This is a genomic window from Kitasatospora sp. MBT66 (assembly GCF_000710405.2).
Classification (GTDB): Bacteria; Actinomycetota; Actinomycetes; order Streptomycetales; family Streptomycetaceae; genus Kitasatospora; species Kitasatospora purpeofusca.
Window position 1 is genome coordinate 250550 of the sequence record NZ_JAIY01000004.1, and the last position, 24635, is coordinate 275184.

Annotated in this window: 23 protein-coding genes; 11 read left to right on the top strand and 12 right to left on the bottom strand. The window is 70.5% G+C overall.

Going from position 1 to position 24635, the window contains the following annotated elements; translation table 11 throughout:
- Positions 1-133 precede the first annotated feature (133 nt).
- On the bottom strand, positions 134-1180 hold the full coding sequence (locus BI06_RS07860; protein ID WP_043466680.1) for an Lrp/AsnC family transcriptional regulator: 1047 nt from the start codon (positions 1178-1180) through the stop codon (positions 134-136).
- Between the two features lie 128 nt (positions 1181-1308).
- Between BI06_RS07860 and BI06_RS07865 the strand changes: the two genes are divergently transcribed.
- Positions 1309-2838, top strand: coding sequence for an MFS transporter (locus BI06_RS07865; RefSeq protein ID WP_051740456.1), 1530 nt, complete (start codon positions 1309-1311; stop codon positions 2836-2838).
- Here the strand turns inward: BI06_RS07865 and BI06_RS47825 are convergent.
- The 5 genes from BI06_RS47825 to BI06_RS07890 all read right to left on the bottom strand — a co-directional run bounded on the left by BI06_RS47825 (position 2767) and on the right by BI06_RS07890 (position 6788).
- Positions 2767-4146: a hypothetical protein gene (locus BI06_RS47825; protein WP_043466682.1), complete on the bottom strand. Its 1380-nt coding sequence runs from the start codon at positions 4144-4146 to the stop codon at positions 2767-2769. The genes BI06_RS07865 and BI06_RS47825 overlap by 72 nt on opposite strands.
- Positions 4147-4571: 425 nt before the next feature.
- Positions 4572-5051 (bottom strand): nuclear transport factor 2 family protein, encoded by a 480-nt coding sequence (locus BI06_RS07875; protein WP_043466684.1) that lies wholly within the window; start codon positions 5049-5051, stop codon positions 4572-4574.
- A gap of 932 nt (positions 5052-5983) precedes the next feature.
- The gene (locus tag BI06_RS07880) at positions 5984-6196 is read right to left on the bottom strand and encodes a hypothetical protein (RefSeq protein ID WP_043466685.1); all 213 of its coding nucleotides are present in this window, start codon (positions 6194-6196) and stop codon (positions 5984-5986) included.
- Entirely contained in the window at positions 6193-6426 is a 234-nt protein-coding gene (locus BI06_RS07885; RefSeq protein WP_043466688.1) for a hypothetical protein, read from the bottom strand. The genes BI06_RS07880 and BI06_RS07885 overlap by 4 nt, the downstream gene beginning before the upstream one ends.
- Positions 6423-6788 carry an ATP-binding protein gene (locus BI06_RS07890; protein WP_051740457.1) on the bottom strand — a complete coding sequence of 122 codons (366 nt, stop codon included), beginning with the start codon at positions 6786-6788 and terminating at the stop codon, positions 6423-6425. The genes BI06_RS07885 and BI06_RS07890 overlap by 4 nt, the downstream gene beginning before the upstream one ends.
- 295 nt (positions 6789-7083) lie before the next feature.
- Between BI06_RS07890 and BI06_RS07895 the strand changes: the two genes are divergently transcribed.
- From BI06_RS07895 to BI06_RS07935, 9 genes are all read left to right on the top strand, one after another.
- Positions 7084-7950, top strand: a complete 867-nt coding sequence (locus BI06_RS07895; protein ID WP_043466689.1) for a helix-turn-helix transcriptional regulator — start codon at positions 7084-7086, stop codon at positions 7948-7950.
- The gene (locus BI06_RS07900) at positions 7943-8134 is read left to right on the top strand and encodes a DUF397 domain-containing protein (protein WP_043466692.1); all 192 of its coding nucleotides are present in this window, start codon (positions 7943-7945) and stop codon (positions 8132-8134) included. The genes BI06_RS07895 and BI06_RS07900 overlap by 8 nt, the downstream gene beginning before the upstream one ends.
- A gap of 231 nt (positions 8135-8365) precedes the next feature.
- Positions 8366-9052 carry a hypothetical protein gene (locus BI06_RS07905; RefSeq protein WP_149030307.1) on the top strand — a complete coding sequence of 229 codons (687 nt, stop codon included), beginning with the start codon at positions 8366-8368 and terminating at the stop codon, positions 9050-9052.
- Between the two features lie 518 nt (positions 9053-9570).
- Positions 9571-10173: a hypothetical protein gene (locus tag BI06_RS07910; protein WP_043466695.1), complete on the top strand. Its 603-nt coding sequence runs from the start codon at positions 9571-9573 to the stop codon at positions 10171-10173.
- Between the two features lie 207 nt (positions 10174-10380).
- Entirely contained in the window at positions 10381-10854 is a 474-nt protein-coding gene (locus BI06_RS07915; RefSeq protein ID WP_051740460.1) for a hypothetical protein, read from the top strand.
- A gap of 148 nt (positions 10855-11002) precedes the next feature.
- On the top strand, positions 11003-11722 hold the full coding sequence (locus tag BI06_RS07920) for a hypothetical protein (RefSeq protein ID WP_043466698.1): 720 nt from the start codon (positions 11003-11005) through the stop codon (positions 11720-11722).
- A 503-nt stretch (positions 11723-12225) separates the two neighbouring features.
- On the top strand, positions 12226-13500 hold the full coding sequence (locus BI06_RS49330) for a hypothetical protein (protein WP_149030308.1): 1275 nt from the start codon (positions 12226-12228) through the stop codon (positions 13498-13500).
- Between the two features lie 37 nt (positions 13501-13537).
- Positions 13538-14152 carry a hypothetical protein gene (locus BI06_RS49335; protein WP_149030309.1) on the top strand — a complete coding sequence of 205 codons (615 nt, stop codon included), beginning with the start codon at positions 13538-13540 and terminating at the stop codon, positions 14150-14152.
- Between the two features lie 134 nt (positions 14153-14286).
- Positions 14287-15549, top strand: coding sequence for a hypothetical protein (locus BI06_RS07935; protein ID WP_051740461.1), 1263 nt, complete (start codon positions 14287-14289; stop codon positions 15547-15549).
- Positions 15550-15555: 6 nt separating this feature from the next.
- Here the strand turns inward: BI06_RS07935 and BI06_RS07940 are convergent, their stop codons facing one another.
- Positions 15556-16776: a glycosyltransferase gene (locus BI06_RS07940; protein WP_043466704.1), complete on the bottom strand. Its 1221-nt coding sequence runs from the start codon at positions 16774-16776 to the stop codon at positions 15556-15558.
- Positions 16777-16881: 105 nt separating this feature from the next.
- Here BI06_RS07940 and BI06_RS07945 point away from each other — a divergent pair, with 105 nt between their 5' ends.
- Positions 16882-17703 carry a S1 RNA-binding domain-containing protein gene (locus BI06_RS07945; protein WP_369826066.1) on the top strand — a complete coding sequence of 274 codons (822 nt, stop codon included), beginning with the start codon at positions 16882-16884 and terminating at the stop codon, positions 17701-17703.
- Here the strand turns inward: BI06_RS07945 and BI06_RS07950 are convergent.
- The 5 genes from BI06_RS07950 to BI06_RS07970 all read right to left on the bottom strand — a co-directional run.
- Positions 17688-18392: a 4'-phosphopantetheinyl transferase superfamily protein gene (locus tag BI06_RS07950; protein WP_051740463.1), complete on the bottom strand. Its 705-nt coding sequence runs from the start codon at positions 18390-18392 to the stop codon at positions 17688-17690. The genes BI06_RS07945 and BI06_RS07950 overlap by 16 nt on opposite strands.
- Before the next feature lie 95 nt (positions 18393-18487).
- Entirely contained in the window at positions 18488-18973 is a 486-nt protein-coding gene (locus BI06_RS07955; RefSeq protein ID WP_051740464.1) for a nuclear transport factor 2 family protein, read from the bottom strand.
- A 57-nt stretch (positions 18974-19030) separates the two neighbouring features.
- Positions 19031-21193: an MMPL family transporter gene (locus BI06_RS07960; protein ID WP_082558365.1), complete on the bottom strand. Its 2163-nt coding sequence runs from the start codon at positions 21191-21193 to the stop codon at positions 19031-19033.
- Positions 21190-22623, bottom strand: a complete 1434-nt coding sequence (locus BI06_RS07965) for an NAD(P)/FAD-dependent oxidoreductase (RefSeq protein WP_199523258.1) — start codon at positions 22621-22623, stop codon at positions 21190-21192. Before BI06_RS07965 ends, BI06_RS07960 begins: the two co-directional genes overlap by 4 nt.
- 84 nt (positions 22624-22707) lie before the next feature.
- On the bottom strand, positions 22708-24635 hold a 1928-nt coding region (locus tag BI06_RS07970; RefSeq protein WP_158516403.1), incomplete at its 5' end, for a KR domain-containing protein.

A 24635-nucleotide genomic window follows, 5' to 3' on the forward strand; every position in this document is an offset into this window, starting at 1 on the left:
GTTCAGATACTAAGGGCGGCCCGAAGTCATGGCGAGGCATTTTCGAGGGGAATCATGGAATTCTCGATTTGTCTGATGATCTGTAGACAAATAATTAGCCAGAAGCCGCGAGAATCCGGCCAGCGGCGAGCTTTTACGGATTATTCGATGACGGCATGATCATCCCGGCACGTTTGACGCTCCGGAGCAGCGGAGCCGTCTCCACCGCGACCACCCCCTCCAGCTCGCCCAGCCCCTGGGTCAGGTAGTCGTAGAACGCCCCGGTGTCCCGGCAGACCAGCCCCGCCACCAGGTTGCTCGGCCCGGTGGTCGCCGCCACGAAGCCCACCTCCGGGTGCTCCGCCATCGCCCGGCCGACCGCCGCCAGCCGCCCCGGCGCCACCGTCAGCCAGCAGAACGCCTCCACCTCGAAGCCGAGCGGGCGGGGATCGACGTCCACGTCGAAGAAGAGCAGCCCGCCGTCGACCAGCGCGGCCAGCCGCCGGCGCACCGTCGTCTCCGGGCTCCCGGACGCGGCCGCCAGCGCGGCCAGCGGGGCCCGCCCGTCCACCGCGAGCGCCGCCAGCAGCGCCCGGTCCAGCACGTCCAGCACGTCCAGCACGTCAGGAACATCCGGAACGTCAGGAACGCCCGGGACATGCGGGAGGCCCGGGGCCTTCGCCGCCGTCGGCCCGGTCCCCGCCGCGGCGCGGAGCCGGCCGATCTGCCCGTCGGTCAGCGCCGAGGTCCGCCCGCTCCACGCCACCTGCCCGCCGACATAGGTGCGCAGCAGGTAGTGCGCGGAGACCGACAGCACCCGCGGGCTCCGGGGCAGGGCGCCGAGCAGCAGTTCCTCGCGCTCCGGCCGCAGCCGCGCGCGGGCGTTGCAGACGATCTCGCCGCCGGACAGCAGGCTCACCCAGGAGGTGTCCGGCCGCCGGGCCAGCGCCTCGGCGAGCGGGGCGGCGGCGTCGGGCACGCACCGGATCCGGGTCAGCCAGTCGACCTGCCCGAGCAGCCGGGCATCGGTCCGCCCCACCACCCGCACCACCCCGGCGGCGCGCAGCCGCTGGTAGCGGCGGGCGACCGTCTGGTCGGACACCCCCAGCACCTCGGCGATCCGCCGGAACGGCGCCCGGCCGTCCACGTGCAGGGCGTGCAGCAGCGCCCGGTCCAGTCCGTCCAGCGTCACGGTTTCCACCAGCCGGATGGTAGGCGGTGTCGAGATCCGCCGGAAAGGCCCCTGCGAGCGGCGCGGGAGCGGCCGCCGGACCGAGAGTGACGGGGCGTCCGGCCGCAGTGGCCGGGCCTGGACGAGGGGGAACGGGGATGCGCACATGGGGACCGCTGGTGGCGGTCTGCCTCGGGGTGTTCATGCTGCTGACGGACGTCAGCATCGTGATCGTGGCCCTGCCGGACATCGGCGCGGGGCTGGACATGGACTTCGACGGACTGCAGTGGGTGCTCGACGGCTACGCGCTGGCACTGGCCGCGCTGCTGCTCGGCCTCGGCGCCCTCGCCGACCGGGTGGGCCGGCGGCGGGTGTACACGGTGGGCCTGGCGGTGTTCGCGCTCGCCTCGCTGGCCTGCGGCCTCGCCCCGGACGGAGCCACCCTGGTGGGAGCCCGGATCGTCCAGGCGGGCGGCGGTGCGGCGATGTTCGCCACCGCGATGGCGCTGCTCAACCTCTCCTACCGGGGCCGTGACCGGGCGGTGGCCTTCGGCGTCTGGGGCTCCGTCAGCGGCGCGGCGGCGGCCGTCGGGCCGGTGGCCGGCGGCCTGCTCACCGAGTACCTGGGCTGGCGGTCGATCTTCCTGGTGAACCTGCCGCTCGCGCTCGCCGCCGTGGTGCTGGCCCGGCGGACACTGCCGGAGTCCCGCGACCCGGGCGCCCGCCGGCTCGACCTGCCCGGCGCCGCGGCCTTCACCGTCGCGGCCGGGGCGGCCGTGCTGGGGCTGATCCGGGGCGGGACGGACGGCTGGACCTCGCCCGCCGTACTCGGCGCGGGTACCGCCGCGGTCGTGGCGCTCGCCGTGTTCGTGCTGGTCGAACGGCGCAGCCCGCACCCGCTGCTGGCGCCGGCCCTGCTGCGCCGGCCGGCCTTCACCGGGGTCCTGCTGTGCGGCGCCGTCTACTCGGCCACCGCCTTCTCCGGCCTGCCGTACATCTCGCTCTGGCTGCAGTCGGTGCTCGGCCTCGGCCCGATGGCCGCCGGGCTGACGCTGCTGCCGATGAGCGTCGTCGCCTTCGCCGTCCCGGCGCTGGCGGGCCGTCGGCTCGCCGCGCTGCCGGTCGCGGTGCCGCTGGCGGGCGGCCTGGCCGTGATCGGGCTGGGCACGCTAGTGCAGGGCGTCCTGGACGGCTCCTCCGGCTGGGCCGCCCTGCTGCCCGGCCTCGCCCTGACCGGCCTCGGCATCGGCGCGGTCAGCCCGGTCCTGGCGTCCGCCGCGATGGCGGCCGTCCCGCCCGAGCGCGGCGGCATGGCCGGCGGCGCCCTCAACACCTTCCGGCAGCTCGGCCAGGCGCTGGGCATCGCCGTTCTCGGGCTCGTCCTGCACGGGGGCCTGCGCGACGCCCTGGCCGGGCACCCGGCGGCCGGGCCCGACCCGGACGCCACCGCCGGCGCGCTGGCGTCCGGCCGGCCCCCGGCCGGGCTGCCCGGGGAACTGCTCCGGACCGCCTTCGCCACCGGCCTCGACCGCACCCTGCTGGCCGCCGGCCTCACCGCCCTGGCGGGCGCCGCGCTGGTCGCGGTACTGCTGCGGCGCCGGCCGGAGCGGGCGGGGTCACCGGACGACCAGTCGCCAGCGGTCCTCGAGGCCCCAGGTCCGAACCGCCACCAGACTGCCGGGCGGTAGTTCCACCGGCTCGTGCCGCCGCCGACCGAAGGTGCTGGTGGCGCCGAGCGGGTTCAGCCGCTCGTCCAGCACGGTCGCCTCCGCGAGCCCTCCGTGCCACCGCCCGGTCCGCACGGTCAGCCGCCCCGGCGGCCCGGCCCAGCGGACCACCTCGGCGCCCCGGCCGGCGAGCCGACGGTCGAAGGCGGGCACCGCCGTGAGCGGCACCACCTCCAGCCGCCACCGGCCGCCGCTCTCCACCCGGACCTGCTCGGGTTCGCCCGGCTCCGGCGGGCCGCCGACCGGCATGGCGCCGCCCCACTCCCCCGGGCTGCCGTACCCGGTCGCGATCCGCCGGCCCCCGGCCTCGACCGTGACGGACGAGGCCGTGTCCGCGAGCGACCAGGCCCGCAGTACCGCCGGGGGCCCGGTGTAGGCCAGGACGTCGTGTCCGGTGCCGTCCGCCCGGCCGGTCAGCTCACGGGCGTCCTCGACCGGCAGCAGTTCCAACCGCCACCTGCGCCGGCTGCGGATCACCTCGCCCCGGAACGGGCCGAGCGCCCGCCGGGCCGGGTCGGCGGGCACCAGTAGCCGCTGGACACCGTTCCGCGCCATGACATGGACGAACGCCAGCCTCCCACCGGCGTGGTCCTCCAGTCCCAGCAGGACTCCGTCCTCGGTCTCGACCTCCAACAGGGCCGGACCCGCCCCCTCGGGCCACGCGAACACCTCGCGGCGGTCCCCGATACCGTGCCGCACCGTCTCCGTCGACGGCGGCAGGTCCGCCGGACGGCCGGTGATCGACCAGTCCTCCCCCTGCTCGACCACCAGCAGTTGCCGGCCCTCCAGCAGCAGCGTCCAGTTGTCCGACCGGTACAGCTTCCCGGCCCGGTCACCGGTCGCCAGCACCTCCCGGCCGCCGTCCGCCGTGGGCCGGACCAGCCGGAACAACTGGGCGTCGTTCGTCGAGGAACGGTGCGTGACGTCGACCAGCACAGTGCCGCCCGGGTGGACCAGCACCCGGGGACCGACGCCGGTGACCCGGCCGGTCAGCTCGGCCGCCTCCGACGGATCGTGGAGCCGCAGCTGCCACCGGCGTGGGCCGGTCACGGTGATCCGGCGCAGCTCGTCCTGCCTCGCCGGGGGGACCAGCACGCTCCAGGCGCCCTTCCCCCGGTGGAGCTCGGTGCCGTCCGCCCCGCCCGCGAGCACGGTGATCTCCTCCAGCCCGTCCACGGCCACGGTCAGCACCACCGTCCGGGCCGGGCTCGGGTAGTCGACCTCCACCGTCTTCCCGTCCCGGGCGACCCACTCCGTCCGTTCCCCCATACGACCTCCCCCTTCGACGGCAGTGTCGCCACCGGGCGGCGACGGGCACCACCCCGCGGACGTCACAACCCCGCTCCACATCAACCGGCCGCACCCGGCTTGCCCCTCGCCCGGCCCGAGCCAGGGGCCGGCGCTCAAGTCGGAGGCCGGGCGGAGTGGAGAGTCGATGAGGCCGACTTCCTGTTTCTGGGTCTTTCTTCGGTGGCTCCCTTGCTGCGCGCAAGGGAGCCACCGAAACCGAGCCACGCCGCCGGTGAAATGGGGATTCGGAGCGGCCGACTTCCCACTCCGCATCGCCCGACCTCAGCCGGTTGCCCCGACAGCGGCCAGCCACGGCGGTCGCCACCTTCCCATTGAGGAAGGGACGTTGGCCGACCGCGCCCTGCGCGGCTGCTCCCGCTGTTCGGGCCGCGAAGCGGTTCCCGTCAGGTGCGAGGCGCGGTACCGGAGGGGAGTCGCTCCGTGTCGGCACCAAACGGAAGGAAGACGGTTCGAGTGGCGAGGAGCCAGCTGCCATCGATGTTGTGAAAGGTGTCCTCGTAGTGACCCACGTTCGCCGGGAGGCGGGGCTCGATGATGCCGCCGGTGTAGCCGTCGACCCGATATGTCGTCAGATACGAAACTGCGCGAGCCTTCGTCGCGGACTCGACCGTGACCAGGATGTTCGTCATCAGGCGACGCGAGAGCCTGTCCGAGGGGCGCGACGCGAAGTACGCACCCAGGGCCTCACGACCCTCGATGCGGCGGTCGCCGTGAGGCCAGTACCAGACGCCGTCGGGCGTGAACAGTTCAGCCACCGAACTCGGCTCACCGAGGTCGAGGCGGTGGATGAAGTCCACGATGATCCGCTCGCAAGCGCGTTCCGCGAGCAATCGGTCGATCGGGGTAATGATCTTGTCGTCCATTCCCTCTTCCTAGCAGCTGGATCGGGTAGCGGAGCAGCGGTTTTCCGGCGCCGTCCGGCACCACTGCCGAGTCGACTCGGTACTTCTCGCTGCGGACCCGGCCGGCCTGAACCTTTCTTCGGTGGCTCCCTTGCTGCGCGCAAGGGAGCCACCGATCCGCTCCGCTCCCCCGACCTCGGCCGACTGCCTCTCGCTCGGCCCGAGCGAGAGGAATCTGCTCATGCCGCGGGCCGGACAGAGCGAGAAGTCGATGGGGCCGACTTCCTACTCCGCCCCGGTGGCCCCCTTGTGCGGCAAGGGGGCCACCGGAACACCGCTGTCCGTAGGCAGCCGTTCGCCAACACCGTCCTTCTGGCACGGTCGGAGGTCACCGGGAGCAGGGAAGTCGATTCCGCCGACTTCCCACTCCCAGGTCTTTCCCTCCGATGGACCTTGCCGTGTGCACGGAGCCGCCCGGACCGGGCCGCACCGCCGGTGGAGTGGGAAGTCAGTGAGTCCGGCTTCCCACTCCAGCTCGCTCGGCTTGAGCGAGGGGCAGCCGGCTGAGGTCGAAGTGAGGGGAGGACGCGGTGAGAATCGTTTCCGGTGGCCCCTTGCTGCACGCAAGGGGCCACCGGAGCACCGCAAGGGCCCTCGTCGGGTTCCGGTGAGGGCCGATGAACTGCACCGGCCAACTCGGAGGTGGCGCAGGAAGTCGGACGGGCCGACTTCCTGCGCCACCGGAGCGCCGCCGTCTGTGGGCAGCCCTCCGCCGACGCTGCTTCTTCTGGGAGGCCGAAAGTCAGCAGGAACAGGAAGTCGGTGTCGCCGACTTCCTGTTCCTGCACGCTCGTTCGGTGGCTCCCTTGCTGCTCGCAAGGGAGCCACCGGGGCCGGGCCGTGTACCGGGTGGAGTGGGAGGTCGGTGGGTCCGACTTCCCACTCCGGGAGGGTTACTGGGGTATGCGGGTGTGGGGCTGCTGGTGGGCGGTCCAGGTGTGTTCGGTGGTGCCGTCGGGGAGGGTGTGGGTTTCCCAGTGGCCGTGGCGGGTGATCGGCGGCGGGGGCGGGCCGATCCTGAGGGCGGTGACGACGCCGGTGATCACGGTGGCGATGGCGAGGGCGAGGAGGACGGCGAAGGCGGCGCCGACGAGGAAGCCGCTCACCCCGGGGCCGCCTCGCGCAGCAGGGTGAGGAGGTTGAGGAGGGTGGAGAGGGGGGCGTCGCCGAAGTCGACGAGGAGGCGGCCGTCGATGGTGGGGTCCGAGACTGCGATGGAGCCCCAGCGCAGGCCGTGGGGTCTGCCGCGTTCGTGGAGTTCGAGGAGGAGGGCGGTGACCTCGGGTTCGGTGTAGGTGCGCAGGTAGGGGTCGTGGGGGTCGACGGGGGCGTTCACGCGGCGAAGTCCAGTTCGAACCAGACGACCTTGCCGGTCCTGGTGGGGTCGACGCCGAGGCGGTGGGTGAGGGCGCGCACGAGATGGAGGCCTCGGCCGGAGACGGCGTAGGGGTCGGCGGAGATGCGGGGTTCGGGGAGATCGGGGCAGTCGTCGCAGACGGCGACGCGCAGCGTGGTCGGCCGGAGGCAGACCAGGACGGCAGGGACGGCGGAACCGGCGTGCCGCCAGGCATTGACGAAGAGCTCATGGAACGCGAGTTCGGCGTCGTCGACGGCATCGGGCCGCCACCCGGCGGAGAGGAGGAGGGAACGCAGTTCCGCGCGGACGGCGGAGCAGTCGGGCGGGTTGCAGGCACGCATGAGAAACCTCCGAATGAGGTCGTGCGAGTGGGGAGAAGAGGCGTCGGCGGAGACGTCACCGTGAGCCAGGCCCGGCCATGGCTGCTCTGCGGCGCAAAGGGCAGCAGGCGCCTACTGCCCATACAAACAGGCATTACTGACGATCCGTCGGATCGCTATGAGACAGACCATAGCCCACGTCGCCACAGATTTGTGGCGCCAATCGGGAAGTTCCCTCTAACGTGGCATCCGGCCCGGATGGACCCGCTCGCCGTGGGCGCGGCACACTGGCCCTGCGCTATCCAGAGAGGACGCCATGGCCCTTCGCTCCAACCCAACCCTCCGTCAACGCAGGCTCGGTACAGAGCTGCGGCGGATGCGGGAGCAGGCCGGCTTTGGAGGCAGTCAGCTCGCTCGCGACCTCGGCATCAACCCCGCTCACGTGACGCAGATGGAAGCAGGGAAGACCGGCATCAGTGTCGAGCGGCTGCGCACTATCGCCGCACTGTGCATGTGCGTCAATCAACCGTTGATCGACGCTCTCGCCGACATCATCACAACGCGAGGGAAGAGTGGGTGGTGGGAGGAGTATCGCGGAGAGCTCGCCACGGACTTCCTGGACGTGGCGGAGTTGGAATCTGATGCGCGGAGGCTAGTCACCTACACGACCACCTTCGTTCCTGGATTGCTTCAGACGACCGCCTATGCCTCGGCTCTGTTCTCCCAGACGTACCCACCCCTGCCTCCCCACGAGGTTGAACTCAGAACGTCCTTCCGCATGAGAAGGCAGCTCATGGTGCAATCCGCCGCCACGCCGTTCTGTGCCTTCATACACGAGGCAGCCCTGCGGATGCAGTTCAGTGGGCCGAAGGACCTCGCCGAACAGCTCGAAGCGCTTCTTGTCGAATCAGAGCGTCCGAATATCTCGCTCCGAATCGTTCCGTTCGGAGTCGATTCCGTCCCGAGCCCGAGCGAGAATTTCACCTACTCGGAGGGGCCCGTCGTCGATTTGGACGCTGCACAGATGGACACAGGCCATGGTGGCCAGCTCTTCGATGCACCCGCGCACCTGGCGAGATTCCGTGCGCTCATCGCCCAGATGGGATCCACAGCGCTGTCCGAGGAAAGGTCACGAGACCTCATCCAGTCCATCATGAAGGAAAGTGAACGCAAGCATGGCTAGCCAGACCTGGCAAAAGTCCAGCTACTCCGCAGCAAACGACAACTGTGTCGAGGTGCGTGCTGCAAGTGGGCTGGTCGAACTCCGGGAGTCCGATGACGGCGAACTCATACTCCGCACCGCCCCCGGTGCCTTCTCCAACCTGCTCCGCACCATCAAGGCAGGCGAACTCGACCACCACGCCTGACCCCAGCACCCCGGCGCCCCCTCGCTCGACCCGAGCGAGGGGGCGCAATTATGCCGCCTCTGCCCCGCTCCCGGCACCCTGGTGCGCCTGCCCCGGCTCTGCCACCATCGCAGCTGGCGTGCAGGGAAAGGCGCGCTAATCGTTCACCTCTGCTACATCAATGCAGCCGTAGAGCGTCGAGGGGATCCCGGAATGTCAATGAAGAATTTACGGAGCCGTATCCCGCACCTGGTGACAGCCGTGCTCCTGCTCCTGGGCCTGATGACCGCCGCCACTTCTCAGGCACAGGCAGCTCCGCAGCGACTCACCGGTAACGCGACCATATGCTCCAACTCGCCGATACCGGCCGGCTGGGTCATCACCAGCTCCTACAGCACCGGCAGCTGCACGGGCACCAGCTACCTCTACACGATCAGCGATGCCAGCACCCTGACCAATGCCACGGTGTGCTCGTACTCCCCTGTCCCTGCCGGCTGGGTGATCACCAGCGGCTACAACAGTGGTATCTGCGCGAACACCACCTTCGTGTACACGATCACCAAGCTCACCACCCAGGCCAACGTCACCGTCTGCTCGTACTCCCCCGTCCCCAAGGGGTGGATGATCACCAGCGCCTACAACCTCGGCATCTGCACGGGCACCACCTTCGTGTACACCCTCGCCAACACCGCCAACCTGACCAACGTCACCGTCTGCTCGTACTCCCCCGTCCCCACCGGCTGGGTCATCACCAGCGCTTACAGCACAGGCGGCTGCACGAGCGCCGGCTACATGTACACCCTCGCCAAGCTCACGACCCAGACCAACGCCGCCGTCTGCTCGTTCTCCCCCATCCCCGCCGGCTGGGTGATCAGCGGCTCCTACAACACCGGCAGCTGTGCGGACAGCGGCTTCGGCTACTACATCCGCAAGGTCTGACCCACCCGCTCCGCGTGCCCCCGCGCTCGACCCGGAGCGCGGGGGCACGACCCGTACGGGCGCACTTTTCGGCGGCGGCCAGCCGCGAGAGGAATTCCTCGGCCAATTCCGAACCGGTCCGGCCCCCCAGATCCTGCGCCCTGGCGAACAGCTCCCCGCCTGGAGTCGAAGAAGAGGTAGAGACCACCTTGGGCAGCCCCGGCCGCCTCGGCGAGGCCGGTGGACGAGGTACCGGCACAGCCCTCGCTCCGCCACATCGCCATCGTCCGCACGACCACGACGTCCGGCCCGAAGCCCTTCGGCCTGCCCGTGCCGCCGCCGTTGCCGGAACGTGAACCATCGACCGAACACCTTGCAGGGCGGCCTGAACTGCCCACTCCCCCTTGGCAGCCGATCGCCACACCCTGGCGCACCCCGCGACAGCCCTGCCAGCATCACCATCGGCGCGCACAGGAAGTGCGCGAATCGTTCACTGCGACCACACCAACGCGGCCGCAGTGCACCGAGGGGATCCCGCAATGGCAATCAAGACCCTACGGAACCGCATCCCGCACCTCCTGACAGCCGTACTCCTGCTCCTGGGACTGATGACCGCCGCGACCACCCAGGCGCAGGCCGCACCGCAGCCGCTGGGCGGCAGCGCGACCGTGTGCTCCTACTCGCCGGTCCCGACCGGCTGGGTCGTCACCCGCGTCGTCACCAGCAGCAGCTGCACGGGCAGCGGCTACGCGTACAACATCTCCGACACCGCCGGCCTGAACTCCATCTCGGCGTGCTCGTTCTCCACCGTCCCGACCGGCTGGGTCGTCGCCCGCGGCTCCACCACCAGCTACTGCTCGGGCGCCACCTACATGTTCGACCTCACCAACACCGCCGGCCTCAGCTACACGACGGCCTGCTCCTTCTCCAACATCCCCACCGGCTGGGTCACCACCAGCACCTCCACCACCAGCTACTGCGCAGGCGCCACCTACCTGTTCAACATCGTCAACACCGCTGGTCTCAGCTACACCACCGCGTGCCCCTTCTCCACCATCCCCACCGGCTGGGTCATCACCAGCACCTTCAACACCAGTAACTGCGGCGGCAACGGCTTCGGTTACAACATCCGCAGGGCCTGACACCCCTCGCCCCGCGTGCCCCCGCGCTCGACCCGAGCGCGGGGGCAACCCTTTGCACGTCCGGCGAGGAGAGCACTCCCATCGCACTCTGGTGCCGTCTTCACACTTCTGACACCATCTCAGCCGCGACAAACAGGCAGTGAGCGAATGGTTCGCCGCGGCTGCATCCGCGCAGCCGGGGGCCACCAAGAGAATCTGAGGCCGACCATGACGACCTTCCGGACCCGCGTCCCGCACCTGATAACCGCCCTGCTGCTGCTCCTGGGGCTGATGACCGCCGCTTCCACCCAGGCGCAGGCCACCCCGCAGCGGCTCACCGCCGGTACGACCATTTGTTCCAACTCGCCCATTCCGGCGGGGTGGGTCGTCACGGGCTCCTACCGCAACAACGGTTGCGCGGGCGCCGGGTACATCTACACGATCCTCGACACCAGCAACCTGACCAACGTCACGGTCTGCTCCAACTCCCCCATCCCCACCAACTGGGTGATCACGGGTTCCTACACCACCAGCACCTGCGAGGGGTTCGGCTACGCCTACACCCTCGCCAAGATCACCACCCAGACCACCACCACGGTCTGCTCCTTCTCGCCCCTCCCCGCCGGCTGGGTCGTGACGGGCTCCTTCAACACCGGCACCTGCGCGGGCAGCAACATCGCCTACACCATCCGGAAGCTCTGACGAAACCTCGGAGGGTGTTCCCACTGCACCCTGGTGTCACACCAGCATCTCTGACACCATCTCAGCCGCGACGAACAGACAGTAAGCGAATGGTTCGTCTCGGTTGCATCACCGCAGCCGTGGAACGTCGAGAGGATCCCGGGCCCACATGAAGACCGCGCGGAAGCACGTCCCGCACCTGATAACCGCCGTCCTGATGCTCCTCGGCCTGATGACCGCCGCGACCGCGCCGGCCCAGGCAGCCACGCAGCGGGTCACGGCCGGCGCGAGCATCTGCTCCAACGGCACCATCCCGGCCGGATGGGTCATCACCTCCTCGTACAGCACCAACGCCTGTCCGGGCACCGGCGTCGGCTACAACATCACCGACTCGAACGGTGCGACCGGCCTCAGCGTGTGCTCCATGTCGCCGATCCCGCCGAACTGGGTCATCACCTGGTCCTACAGCACCAACAACTGCATCGGCACCGGCGTCGGCTACAACATCGCCAACGTCACCAACGCCACCAGTGCCAGCGTCTGTTCGATGACGCCCATCCCGCCGAACTGGGTCGTCACCTGGTCGTACAGCACCAACGCCTGCGCCGGCACGGGCGTCGGCTACAGCATCGCCAACGTCACCAACTCCACCACCGCCTCGGTGTGCTCCTTCACCCCGATGCCGCCGAACTGGGTCGTCACCTGGTCGTACAGCACCAACGCGTGCGTCGGCACCGGCGTCGGCTACAGCATCGCCAAGATCACCACCCAGACCACCGCCTCCGTGTGCTCCTTCTCCCCCCTCCCGGCGGGCTGGATCGTCACGAGCTCCTACAGCACCAACGCCTGCTACGGCAGCGGCACCGGCTACTACATCCGCAAGGCCTGACCGCCGCCGCCGGCCCCGTGCCGAGGCTCACCCCGACCGTGGCCGCGGCAACCTCTTACTCAGTGCCCCTCGCTCGACCCGAGCGAGGGGCACGCTCATGCCAGCACGCGCGCGCCAGGTTCACTGCACCCCAAAAGGTCTTCTGTTACCAATCAGGAATTTTCCGCCGGATTACGCACCTACCCGCACAACCTTCAAGGAGGCCCGATACGCCCCAATTCACATCGACCAGCAATATCTCGCGAACCCCATCTTAGTCCCTATTGCCACGAAGTCGATATCAATCCGACAAAAGAACCATGTCGACTCCCCGCGATCACTCGCATACACCAGAGCTCCAGAATTAACCGACGGATCATCTCGAAAGGGGCAAATCAAAGGCCAGAATCAGCATCTCAGTGGCCCCACAGTAAACGATCTGCCAGAATTCCCTCGGGGGCTGTCGCACGGCTGATACCAACTCACTCCACGGCGTGCGGCGCAAATTCGATCAAGGGGGCTCCATGATTCGACGCGCAATAATTGCTATTGCAGCAACGGCACTGACGGCCGCAGTAACCACAGGGATTTCACCGGCCACCGAACCTGATCTCACGGACCAGCAGTTCGCGCACCTGGATCCCGCCCGGCAGACAAAGATCCTCGAACCGCTTCGAGCAGTAGCAAACGCGCTGGGAGACCAGGGTCGATCGACCCACTCCGGCATCTATGGGTCACTCACCATCGATGCCCCCAAAGGGCACGTCGTGCTTTATGTGACGGATATCTCAAAAGCGAACCGCCTCATCGCTGATGCCAAGAAGTCCTCACCCTCAATCGACACGTCGGTGATCAGGCTCGCGAAAGCGAACTACTCCCGAAAGGACCTCGCCGAAGCGCGGGACCAGGTCATGGCGGACTCCGAGTCACAGAAACTTCTGTACTCGGTCCGCTCCGTGTCATTGAACCCCGACTCCAGCGGCCTCAAGGTTGTCACGGACAAGGTCAACGCCGCCACTGCCGTCGCAAAGTCCGAGGCCATGCAATACCGGACCGCCACAGGGGCTCGTATCCCCATCTCCTTTGAAGCAGGCGAAGCGCTGGAGAGCCTTGAATGGCGCTGGAACGATGAGCAGCCATTCATCGCCGGAGACTACGTGGGAGTCAACGGCCATCAATGCACGACGGGAGCCGTCGCAGGCATAGGAACCGGCGACTTCATCCTCACCGCTGCTCACTGCTTCCCAGATGGCTGGGAGGTCTACGGAAACGCCTATCCGTATCACGACCTGGCGCATCAATGGACAGGCAATCGCATCGGAACCGTTACCAACGCCTCTCCCCAATGGGACATGGAAGCGATCTACACAGGGACCAGAGGAGGAATCGGGGCAACGTCCGACGAAGCGGACAACGTCCCGGGCCAGTGGTACCGGGTGGAAGGTGTTGCCTACAGTTACAACGGCGATTGGGTGTGCCAGAACGGCATTACGTCCTACTATTCCGGCCATGGTGTGCCGTGCGGCATCAAGGTCACCAACGATGACACCAGCTGGAGGACAAGCAACCCCTACTGGTGGGACGGTTTGCAGCACACCTCCCGCGGAGTCTGTGGGCACGCCGACAACTGGGCCGCTGATCACGGAGACAGTGGCGCTCTGGTGTTCGCCTTCAGTGGTGGTACTCGCCAGGCCCGAGGAAGTGTCTCGGCCGGCTCGGACACCAAGAACGTTTGCTGGACCGAAATCAAGGACTACTTCAGGGAAGTCGGGCTGAGCCTTTCCCCCTACCATGCTTGAATGAGCCCGAATCAGTCGGCAGAACGGATGAGTTGACGTGAAATGGCAACGCTCGGCGGCCGCTTCGTCGGCAGGGCTGCTCATGAGCCTCCTGCTCAGCTCATGCGGTAGTGGATCATTGTCGAGTGCCAGCGACGGGGTTCCCGAGTCTCCCCAGGCACCGATCGATCCCATTACGTACTCCGCCCTGCAAAACCTGGAGTCGGCACTGGGCGAACAGGGACGGGCGGAGTTCAAGGACACCTTTGGCGCGCTCCAACTCGACCCGGCCGGACGACACGTGATCCTGTTCGCGACCGACGAGGGCCGGGCACGTTCCCTTGTCGAAGCGGCCTCGAAGAAGCACCCCGGCATCGAGACCTCCTACACTGCGATCCGGAAGTGCCAGTACTCCCGAGGCATCGTCGACCCCGCGATCAAACTGATCGGAGAAGCGGCGGAGTCAAACAAACTCCCAGCCCCCGTCTACTCCGCCGCCATGTTCCCGGACGGCTCCGGCATCAAGATCGCTACCACCAAGGCGGGCACCACCTCGAAGGACCTGAAGGACGCCGTCGCCAAGCTGGTCGGCGACATCCGCGTCTCCTACGAGGAGAGCCTCCCGATCCACAACCTTGACGCCACCGCCACGATGGGCGCCCCGATGAAGTGACCGGGCCAACGCTGCGGCCGGAGTGGGAAGTCGAACCCGCCGACTACCCACTCCGGCCGTCATGCCCGCCACCTCTGATATCACTGGGAGCCTGCCACCAGCCCCTGCACCGCACCACAGAACGGACCGGCCCCATGGACGACGGGACCACCCGCATACCCGGCGGCTACTGGGACCCGCTGCCCACCTCCCGACGGCTGCTCGTCAAGAACCCGTCGCTCGACCACTTCGGCGGGGTCTGGGAGGGGCGCAACTGGCGCAACGTCCCCGGACCGTTCTACGGGGCGGACACCGACACCATGCAGATGGGGCGGCTCGACGCGCCGTTCCACATCGCGTACGACGACGAGTTCGGGCCGCTGGACGGGCAGGAGTTCGTCTACCGCCAGCCGACCGACGCCGCACAGACCAAGGACCTCCTCAGCGGCTGCTTCTTCGGCCACGGCGGCTTCGCGATGGACGGCGACGAGCACTGGACCGACGCCTCCGTGCGCGAGTGGTGGCAGGAACGCGGGCGGGTGCGCGAATGGGCGGCCACGACCTCCGAACGCTGGTCACGGGTCCGCGGCCAATACCGGGAGCACTACCGGGACGCCGCGCAGGGGCTGCGCGACTACCTGTTGCACCTCGACGGCGGCCTGGACACGTACCTCCGCGGCTACCTCTTCCACCTCGCGGAGGGCCGATCGCCACTCCCCGGCGAAGCACGCCCCGAACTGCTCCGGTCCCGCAGAGCCGCCCCTCCCCGCACGGCGGACCCCGTCCTCGCGGGCTACTTCGTCGCCACGCCGGAACCCCTGCACGGCACCGGGATGCCCCGCACCGAGCAGTTGACCACCGCCTCCGACTGCCTGACCGACCAGCTCTGGCAGGACGGCAGCTGGTTCACCACCCCGGCCGAGGCCCTGGCCGCCTGCGGCATGATCGACATCCCCACCGACGCCCGGCTCTTCGCCCTGCTCGTGCCCGGCGACCACGTCGACGCGCTCGTCACCGACATCCGCGAGGCGGAGACCCACGAACCGGTCCTCCTCGCCCACCTCGACGGCCCCGCCCCCACCCCCGAGCCGGCCGAGGGCGGCCGCGCCCTCGGCTGGGAGGTGCTCGGCTACGACCAGGGCATCCTGCACACCTGGCTCTGCAACGACCTCCACGACGACGCCGTCCGCGAGCTCGGCATCACCACCGACAACCGCGGACTGCTCCCCGACCGCACCACCGCCGACCGCCTCGCCACCTGGGCCAACGCCCGCGACGACACGAAACCGGTCGCCTGGTTCCCGGCCACCCTGCTCACCTGGGACGCCCCCATCGAGACCACCTTCGTCCCCGTCGTCACAGCGCGGCCGACCCCCGCCCCCGCTCCCTGGTGGCAACGCCTCGCCGATCTCTTCTGAGCCCGGTCAGCCCGCCGCGACCGAGTCGAGGTGAGCGAGGACCGCCGCCGCGCCGTCCTCGGTGGCGATGGCGTGGGCGAGTTCGGTGGCGCGGCGGTGGTGGGACGGCTCGGTGAGGGCGTCCGTGATCGCGGTGGCGAGGGCTTCGGCGGTGAGGTCCGCGAAAGGCAGGGAGCGGGGCGCGACTCCCAGTTCGCACAGCCGGGCCGCCCAGAACGGCTGGTCGGCCATGACCGGAACGGGCACGGCGGGCACGCCGGCCCGCAGGGCGGCGGCCGTGGTGCCCGCCCCGGCGTGGTGGACGACGGCGGCGGTGCGCGGGAACAGCCAGTCGTGCGGGACGTCGCCGACGGCCAGGACGTCGCCGCCGAAGCCGTACAGCCCGGCCCACCCGGCCTGCACCACCGCCCGCACACCGGCCCGCCGCACGGCCCCGGCCACCAGCTCGCCGAGCCGCTCGCCCTCCCCCACCGCCATGCTGCCGAAGCCGATGAACACCGGTGGCGGCCCGGCCTGGAGGAAGTCGACCAGTTCGGCCGGCGGCTGCCAGCCCTCCGGCCGGGCGGACCACCAGTAGCCGGAGGCGTCGACCCAGGACGGCCAGTCCGCGGGGCGCGGCAGCACCGACGGGCTGAAGCCGTGGAAGACCGGCCGCACGCCCGACGGCACCGAGGGCACTGACGGCTCCTCGGCGGGGAGCCCGAAGTGCGACCGCAACCGGGTCGCGGCGCCCGAGAAGACCCCCTCCGCCCGCCGCACCACGTCCCGGCCGGCGGCGAGCCTGCCCTCCGGCCCGTCGAGGTCGCCGCGCGCGTTCGGCAGCGCGAACTCCCCGGTGGGGACGGACGGTACGAGGTAGGTACCGATCACCGGAATGCCGAGGGCATCCCCCGCCACCCGGGCCAGCGGCGCCGGGCCGAAGGCCGTGAGCAGCACATCGATGCCGCCCTCCACGGCCTGCGCCACCCCGTCGGCGAGCCCGTCCGCGTACGCCCGCGTCAGCGCCTGGACCTCTTCCCGCGACCCCGCCCGGGCCCAGTCCCGGATCAGCCCCTGCGGATCCCCCGGCACCGCCCGGAACCCGAGCCCGCACCCCCCGATGAGCGCCTCGAACGCCGAATGCGCGGCCACCGAAACCTCGAGCCCCGCCTCCTGCAACCTCCGCCCCAGCCCCGTGAAGGGCGCGACGTCTCCTCGTGAACCGGCGGTGATGATCAGAGCACGCATGCGCCCGATTCTCCCCCGCCACCAAGATCCCCGTCACCGAACGGAGTTCGTGGAAGGCTGACCGCTATGAACGAAGTGTCGGACGATCGGGATGTACGGAGCTTCTTGGCATCGATCGACATCGGCGACCTCTGCAGTGGCGTGGTCACCGGAATCACCCGTTCCCACGGAGCGACGGTGACCCTGGACGGGTTCCCCACGAAGGCGCTGGGGTCGCTCGGCCCCCTGGACCTGGCCTGGGGGGACGCCCGACTCGACGCCCTGGAGGTCGGCCGGCGGATCACCGCCGGGGTGACCGCCGTCGACCCGGACGAGGGCGTGGTCCGCCTCTCCATGGCGGCCGCCGCACACCCCGAGCTCTGGGCGTTCCTGAAGGGGCTGGAGCGGGACGAGATCCTCTCCGGCACCATCGCGGCAGTCGAGTCGTTCGGCGTGTTCGTCGCCCTGGACGACGGCCCCGCCCATCCGGTCTTCCCGGGCGTCGGCTTCATCACGTACCCCGAACTGGCTTGGCAGCGCTTCGAGGCGGCGGAGGAGGTCGTGCGGATCGGGCAGCGCGTCTCCTGTGCCTTCCTCCAGTTCGACACCTGGAACGGCGAGGCCCGGCTGTCCCTCCGGGCGACGCAACCGGACCCCTTCCGGGCTTTCGCCGCCGACAACGAGGTGGGCCGGGCCCTGCCCGGCAAGGTGACCCGGCTGCTCCCCTTCGGCGCGTTCGTGCGGGTCGCCGAGGGAATCGAAGGGCTGTTCCCGCTCGAAGAGCTCGCACGGACGTCCGTCGAGAAGCCCGAGGACGTCCTCCGGGTCGGCGCGGACGTCCTGGTCGTCGTCACCGGACTCGACCGAGAGCGGCGACGCCTGCTGCTGTCCCTCCGGCACGCCTTGCCCGGCACCGCCGGGCCCGGGCGCCGTCAGCCCAGGGTGTGACGCAGCCGGTACTCCACCGACGCGCCGCCCCCGGCCAGCGCCACGGCGGCGGCGTGCCGGGGCCCGGCCGGTACATCGGTGACGGCCCAGCCGGCCGGGCGGCGTGCGGGCTCGGCGGTGCCGAGGTAGTCGGCGGCGGGCGGGCGCCCGAGGCCGATGCCGAGTCCCTTCAGGTACGCCTCCTTGCGGGTCCACAGCCGGGCGAAGGCGCCGGGACGGTCCGCCGGCCGGACGTCCGCGAGTTCGGCCTGCTCGGCCGGGTGCAGCGTCGTGGCGAGTACCTCCACGCTGTCGGCCGCGGGCAGCGGCTCCACGTCCACGCCGACGGGGGCGGCGGCCAGGCCGATCAGCACCCGGCCGCCGCCGTGGGAGAGCGAGAAGTGCGGGTCCCCGGCAGCGGCCCCGGCCGGGCCGCCGGCCAACCGCGGCCGCCCGTGCGGTTCGGCGCAGCCGGGGCACGGCTCCCGGCCGAAGGCCAGCGCCGCCGGGGCGAGCCCCAGCCGCCGGCCGAGCACGTGCCGCAGTGCGACGTGCGCGGCCAGGTAGACCGCCCGGTCGGCGTCCCGGACGAAGCGCCCGGCCCGCCGGTGCTCCTCCTCGTCGAGGCCGTACAGCTCGGCCGGTCCCACCGGTACGGCGGCGGCTTCGAGCAGCCACAGCTCGACCACCCCCGGGTCCTGCGCGTTCATCCGTCCCCCTTCACCCGCACCGACCCCCAACGGCGGAGAACGACGACGGGCGGCCCGGTGTCACCGGACCGCCCGCGTCGGCGTACCCGCGCGCGTCACCTGCCGACGCGCGCCTCGCGGAACGGGCCGGGGTTGCCGACCGGCGTGGCGACGGCCTCGCCGACGCCCTGCTCGCCCAGCTTGTCCAGCACCGACTCCAGCAGTTCGGTGTCGCAGTAGATGTGGAGCTCGGTGATCTTGCCCCACTTGATCCGGACCACGTGCACGCCCTGGTTCGAGTAGCGGTTGCCCTCGCGGTCGGTCAGGTGGTCGACCCACTCGGCGAAGGCCACGGTGTCCCAGGGCCAGCCCTTGGCGACGACCTTCTTCAGCTCGAAGCGCAGGTCGGGCATGACCTCCGCCAGCCGGTCGTACCACCGCTGGATCTGCTCGGCGGTGTCGCGCCCGCCCGACAACGCGTGCGCACCGGAGAACCAGTGCTCCGCGTCGGGCGTGAACTGCCGCACGATGGCCGCGTAGTTGCCGCGGTTGACGTCGGCGAACGAATTGCGGAGATTGCGCCGGACGATGGCGTGGTACACGTTTCCACCTCTGGTCGTAGACAGGCCGGTCGATAGTGGTGACGGTGCGTCAAAACCTTACGACTTCTCGACGGCCAGCGGCGGCGCCCCGCCCTCGCGGAGCCCGAATCGTTCGTACAGCCACCGGAGCGGCGCCGGGGCCCACCAGTTCCACTGGCCGAGCAGACGCATCAACGAGGGCACCAGCAACGCCCGGACGATGGTGGCGTCCAGCAGCACGCCCAGCGCGGTGCCGAGCCCGAGTTCCTTGATGAACACGATCTCGGAGGTGGCGAGCGCGCCCAGGGCGACGCAGAACAGCACCGCGGCCGCGGTGACGACCCGGCCGGTGCGGCCCAGGCCCTGGGCGACCGACTCGGCCTCGCCGACCCCGGCGTCCCTGGCCTCCTTGATCCGGGCGAGCAGGAACACGCCGTAGTCGGTGGAGAGTCCGAAGACCATCGCGAACAGCAGCACCGGCTGGGTGGCGTCCAGCGCGTTCTGCGCCTCGGTGCCGAACAGCCCGGCGCCGTGGCCCCATTGGAAGACGAAGACCAGGATGCCGAAGGTCGCGGCGAGGGTGAGCAGGTTCATCAGCACGGCCTTGAGCGGCAGCACCAGCGAGCCGGTCATCAGCAGCAGCACCAGCATGCTGGTGAGGAAGACGATCAGCGCGGCGGCCGGGAGCCGGTCGGTGAGGCTGTCCTGCAGGTCGACGAAGGTGGCGGTCTGCCCGCCGACCAGGACCTCGTCCGGGCCGGAGAGCGCCCGGACGTCCTTGACCAGGGTCTGGCTCTCCCCGCTGAGGCCGGGCTCGCGGGGGGTGACCTGGAGCAGCCAGGTGTCCGCGTTCAGCGCCACGGCCGGGGTGACGGCGGCCGCGCCGGGCAGGGCCGCGATCCGGTCGCGCAGCGCGTCCACCCGGGGCTGCGCGCCCGCCGTGTCGCCGCCGGCCGCGACCACGACCTGCACGGACTCCAGCGGGTCGGCCGGGAAGTCGGCCCGCAGGGTGTCGGCGACCGAGCGGCTGCTCGTACTGGTGGGCAGCGAAGCGGGACCGACGGTGGTGAAGGCGACCTTCAGGAACGGCAGTCCGAGCAGCACCAGCAGCGCGCCGGCGCCGATCGCGACCAGCGGGGCCCGCCGCATGACCCCGCGGGCCAGCGCGAACCAGCCGCCCTCGGTGTTCTCCGGCGCCTCCAGCGAGCGGCGGAACCGGGCCGGGGCCAGGAAGTCGATGTGCCGGCCGAGCAGTCGCAGCATCGCGGGCAGCACCAGCAGCGCGACCAGCAGCGCCGAGGCGGAGACCAGCAGGCCGCCGACCGCCATCGAGTACAGGAAGCGCTGGCGGAAGACGAACAGCGAGGCCATCGCGGCGCTCACGGTGAGCGAGCTGAACAGGATGGTGCGGCCCGCGGTGTGCAGGGTGACCCGGATCGCCCGGTCGATGTCGGGCTCGACCGTCATCTCGCTGCGGAAGCGGGAGACGATCAGCAGGCTGTAGTCGATCGCGAGGCCGAGGCCGAGCGCGGTGACCAGGTTGAGCGAGAAGATCGACATCGGGGTGAACTGGTCGACCACCCGCAGGCCGAACAGGGTCAGGACGACGTTCAGGCCGCCGATGACCAGCGGCAGCGCGGAGGCCACCAGACTGCGGAAGATCCACAGCGAGAGCAGGAACAGCACCGGGAAGGCCAGGAGTTCGGCCCGCTCCAGGTCGTGCTGGACGGTGCTGACGACCTGGTTGCCGACCACCTCGCTGCCGCCGAGCTTGACCGCGGCGTCGCCGTCGAGCCGGTCGGACAGCCGGTCGACGGCGTCCTGGTAGTGGTCCTCCGCGCTGTCCTTGAGTCGGCCGACCACGATCGTCCGCCGCCCGTCCTCGGAGACCAGGTTCTTGTCCTGGGTCCGGTAGTACGTCAGGACGTCGGCGAAGGTCGGGTCCCCGGTCATCAGTCCGGCGACCTTGTCGACCTCCTCCCGGGTGCGGGGGTCGTCCACCGGGGCACCGGTGTCGACGAGGGCGATGATGCCGCCGTCGCTCTGGATGCCGGTGGCCGCGCCGATCCGGTCGTCCGCCCGGACGCTGCCCGACCCCGGGGTGACGAAGTCCGGGTTGCCGCCGGTCAGCGATGTGACGACGGGCGCGCCGATGAAGGCCGCCACCGCGGCCACCACCACGGCGCACAGCACCATCACCCGGGCATGCCGGTTCGCCAGCCGTGCGATCAGGTCCATCATGCGTGGCTCCTCAGCCGGGTCGCCGCCGGCGCGTTGGCCTGCTCCGCGGGGCCGGTGCCGCCGGCGCCGGGTGCGGTGCCCCGGTTGCGCGCGGCGGGCGACGGATCGGCGTTCATCCGGCGGACCAGCTTGCGCAGCATGGCCCGGTAGGAGAAGTGCTCGACCTGGAGCCAGTGCCGCTCGGAGTCGTAGTACTGGATGCCGCCGTTCAGCTCGGCCCCCGCCATCGGCGTGGCCTTGGCCTGCTTGAACCAGGACGCCCGCCGCGGGTCGGTGCGCAGCAGGTGCAGGTAGCGGGCCATGAGCTGGGACTGGTAATCCATGATCGGCCAGTTGCCGGTGGAAGTCTGGAAGTAACCGATGACAAAAAGGTTGTCGTACTCGGGGTGGAACGCGCTGAGGTGCAATTGCGGAGTGCGCCCGTTCCAGTTCAAGTACTTGCGGTCGATGAACGGGAACTCGGTCATCCGGTAACCGGTGGCGTAGACGATCACGTCGTACGCCTCCTCGCTCCCGTCGCTGAACTTCACCCGCTCCCCCCGGAGTTCGGCGATGTCCGGCTTCGCCCCGATATCACCGTGCCCCAAGTGGTAGAGGAGCGTCGAATTGATGACGAAATGCTCCTCCAGCAACTTGTGCGACGGCTTGGGCAGTCCGTACTGCTCCGGCCGTCCGGCACTGTTGAGCCGCAGGAAGAGACTACCGAAGAAGCGCACCACCGGCCGGGGCATGCGCCATTTCAGGACGTTCTCGTAGAGCACGTCGGTCGGCATTCCGAACAGGTACTTCGGCCAGTAGTAGCAGCCCCGGCGGATGCTCAGCGAGGTCGACGCGGCGTTCTGCGAGGACTCCACCGCGATGTCGCAGCCGGAGGTGCCGCCGCCGACCACCAGCACCCGCTTGCCGCGCAGCGGCTCGGGGTTGCGGTACTCGCAGGAGTGCATGATCTCCCCGTCGAACGTGCCCGGGTATTCCGGGTACCGGGGGCTCCAGTTGTGCCCGTTGGCGATCACCACCCCGGCGTAGCGGCGGACTTCGCCCCCGTCGAGGGTGACGAACCAGTCCGGCGAGCCGTCCCGGCGCTCGATCGACTCCACCGTGCGGCTGAACTCGACGTGTTCGTACACCCCGAAGTGCTCGGCGTAGGCGCGCAGATAGGCGTGCGCGTGCTCCCGGCCGAGGTAGGTCGGGAAGTGCGCCGGGATCGGGAAGTCGTCGTACTGGATGTAGGGCTTGGACGTGATCAGGTGCACCGAGTCGTAGGCGGCGCTGTAGGTGTTGCCGCCGTACCAGTTGCCGCCCACGTCGTCGGCGCGCTCGATCACGTCGAACTCGATGCCGAACTCCCGCAGGTTCTTGCCGGCGGACAGACCACCTGCCCCGGCGCCCACGACGCAATAGGCCTTCGACCGGTCAACGATCGTGGTCAACGGATCCCCCTGGTGGTGTCGTGCCGTGCCCCGGGGCACGGTGATTCGGTCGGTACCGGACGGTCGGGCTACGACCGTCCGGTGTCAGTGGTGGCGCAGGCCGGTCACCCGGAGCACCACCGGGCACGGTTCGAAGAGTTCGAGCGGGTGGTAGCCGGTCCAGTCGCGGCCGTCGGGGGTGCCGACCAGCAGGACGGTGCCCTCCCCGGCCGACGGCGCGACGGACAGCCGCTCCACCGTGAGCCGCCGGACCTGCCCGGCCGCACTCGCCGAGCCCACCGCACCCGCCGAGCCCGCCCGCGGCGCCTGGGCCAGCCAGGCGGCCCGCAGCAGGTTCTCCAACTGGTTCAGCGGAAGGGCCGAGCCGGGCGCCGGCGAGGCGAGCAGCAGATCCGCCGTCCGCCCCGGCTCCGCACGCCCGTACAGCCGGCCGCCCACCGCGTCCCGCTGCCAGGCGGCCAGCCGGAAGGCGTGCCCGCTCCAGCCGAGCGCGCCGCCCGGCGCGGGCGGTGCCACGTCCTCCGCGCCCAGCGCCCCGGTCGGCGGCAGCACCGCCTGCTCCGGCGGCAACTCCCCGGCCCGGTAGACCAGTTCGGCGGCGGCAAGCCGTCGCCCCGCGCGCTCCAGGGTGACCGCGACCAGCCAGTCGCCGTCCGGCGCCCAGCGGCCCTCGGCGTGCCGGGTCAGCACCGCCGTCCGCCGCCCGGGGCCGACCCGCAGCTCCGCCAGGTCCACGTCCAGGTCCCGGAGTTCGGCGAACCGCAGCTGGTCCCCGTTCTCCGGCAGCACCCAGTCACCGGCCGCCCGCAGGTACTCCAGGCAGAGGGATACCGGCAGCGCCGGCTCGCCGCCGACCCGGAAGTCGTCGCAGCACGGCAACTCCCCGGCCGTCAGCGGGTGTTCCGTGGTCAGCGCGGCGTACGGCCGGAAGTCCAGCGGCTCGCCCAGGTAGTAGCGGCTCGCGGCGAGCCGCTCGATCCCGGGCAGACCGGTGTCCTGCTGGTAGCCGCGCAGCACGGACGGCAGCATCGCCGGACCGACGTCGCCGATGAACGTCGACTCGCCGCTGCCGCCGGAGAACAGCTCCCGCTTCCAGTGGTACAGGCCCTCGCGGACGTCCACCGCCGACATGTAGCGCAGCGTGGCCTCGTAGTTGGTGATCATCCCGAGGCGTTCCCAGGTCGGCCAGCAGACCGTGGACACCGGCGTCCGCCGGACCCGGCCCGACTGCTCGCCGTCCTGCGAGGCCCACAGCCCGAGCCGGCTCAGCGCCTCGTTGGCGGCCCCGTAGTCGAGCTGGCCGACCATGCCGCCCCAGCGGCCGGTCAGCGAGCCGACGCTGCAGAAGAACGCCAGCGGCGGCCGGTCCGCCACCGCCCGCAGCAGGTTGAGGAAGCCCCCGACCTTGACCCGGACGACCAGCGAGACGATCTGCTCGGTCTTGCCCGGCAGCCGCACCGGCACGTCCACGCCCGCGTTGTGGACGACGCCGGCCAGCCGGTCGCCGGCCTCGTCGACCAGCCGGGCGACCTGCTCGGGATCGGTGATGTCGCACTGCACGTAGTCGATCCGCAGACCGTCCTCGCGGGCCGAGACGAGGTTCGCCCACAGCTCGCGCTCCTGGGCCAGCTTCTCCAGCTCGCCGCGGACCTGCGGCACCCGGCGCGCGGCCACGGCCTCCCGCAGCCGCTCGTCCCGGTACCGCCGGAACTCCCGCTCGTCGAACGCCAGCGCCGGGACGGCGGCCGGGTCGGGCACCGCGCCACGGCCGCTGACCACCACCCGCGCGCCGAACTCCTCGGCGAGCGAACGGGCCAGCGCGTAGCCGATGCCGCGACCGCCGCCGGACATCACCACCGTGTCGCCGGGCCGCAGCGCGCGGACCGGCGGGGCGGGCTGGGCGTGCCGGGCCCGCAGGCTGTAGCGGCGGCCGCCGTGGTGGCCGATCTCGAACGCGCCCCAGCGGTACAGCTCCCGGCTCACCAGCTCGCCGATCTCCTCCGCCGAGTGTT

Bases quoted from the DNA above. Each gene is read 5' to 3' on its own strand.
- BI06_RS47825 (WP_043466682.1), bottom strand. From the start codon at position 4,146: ATGGGGGAACGGACGGAGTGGGTCGCCCGGGACGGGAAGACGGTGGAG.
- BI06_RS07940 (WP_043466704.1), bottom strand. From the start codon at position 16,776: ATGCGTGCTCTGATCATCACCGCCGGTTCACGAGGAGACGTCGCGCCC.
- BI06_RS49330 (WP_149030308.1), top strand. From the start codon at position 12,226: ATGATTCGACGCGCAATAATTGCTATTGCAGCAACGGCACTGACGGCC.
- BI06_RS07875 (WP_043466684.1), bottom strand. From the start codon at position 5,051: ATGGACGACAAGATCATTACCCCGATCGACCGATTGCTCGCGGAACGC.
- BI06_RS07895 (WP_043466689.1), top strand. From the start codon at position 7,084: ATGGCCCTTCGCTCCAACCCAACCCTCCGTCAACGCAGGCTCGGTACA.
- BI06_RS07920 (WP_043466698.1), top strand. From the start codon at position 11,003: ATGAAGACCGCGCGGAAGCACGTCCCGCACCTGATAACCGCCGTCCTG.
- BI06_RS07915 (WP_051740460.1), top strand. From the start codon at position 10,381: ATGACGACCTTCCGGACCCGCGTCCCGCACCTGATAACCGCCCTGCTG.
- BI06_RS07910 (WP_043466695.1), top strand. From the start codon at position 9,571: ATGGCAATCAAGACCCTACGGAACCGCATCCCGCACCTCCTGACAGCC.
- BI06_RS07950 (WP_051740463.1), bottom strand. From the start codon at position 18,392: ATGAACGCGCAGGACCCGGGGGTGGTCGAGCTGTGGCTGCTCGAAGCC.
- BI06_RS07935 (WP_051740461.1), top strand. From the start codon at position 14,287: ATGGACGACGGGACCACCCGCATACCCGGCGGCTACTGGGACCCGCTG.
- BI06_RS07865 (WP_051740456.1), top strand. From the start codon at position 1,309: ATGCGCACATGGGGACCGCTGGTGGCGGTCTGCCTCGGGGTGTTCATG.
- BI06_RS07960 (WP_082558365.1), bottom strand. From the start codon at position 21,193: ATGATGGACCTGATCGCACGGCTGGCGAACCGGCATGCCCGGGTGATG.
- BI06_RS07900 (WP_043466692.1), top strand. From the start codon at position 7,943: ATGGCTAGCCAGACCTGGCAAAAGTCCAGCTACTCCGCAGCAAACGAC.
- BI06_RS07890 (WP_051740457.1), bottom strand. From the start codon at position 6,788: ATGCGTGCCTGCAACCCGCCCGACTGCTCCGCCGTCCGCGCGGAACTG.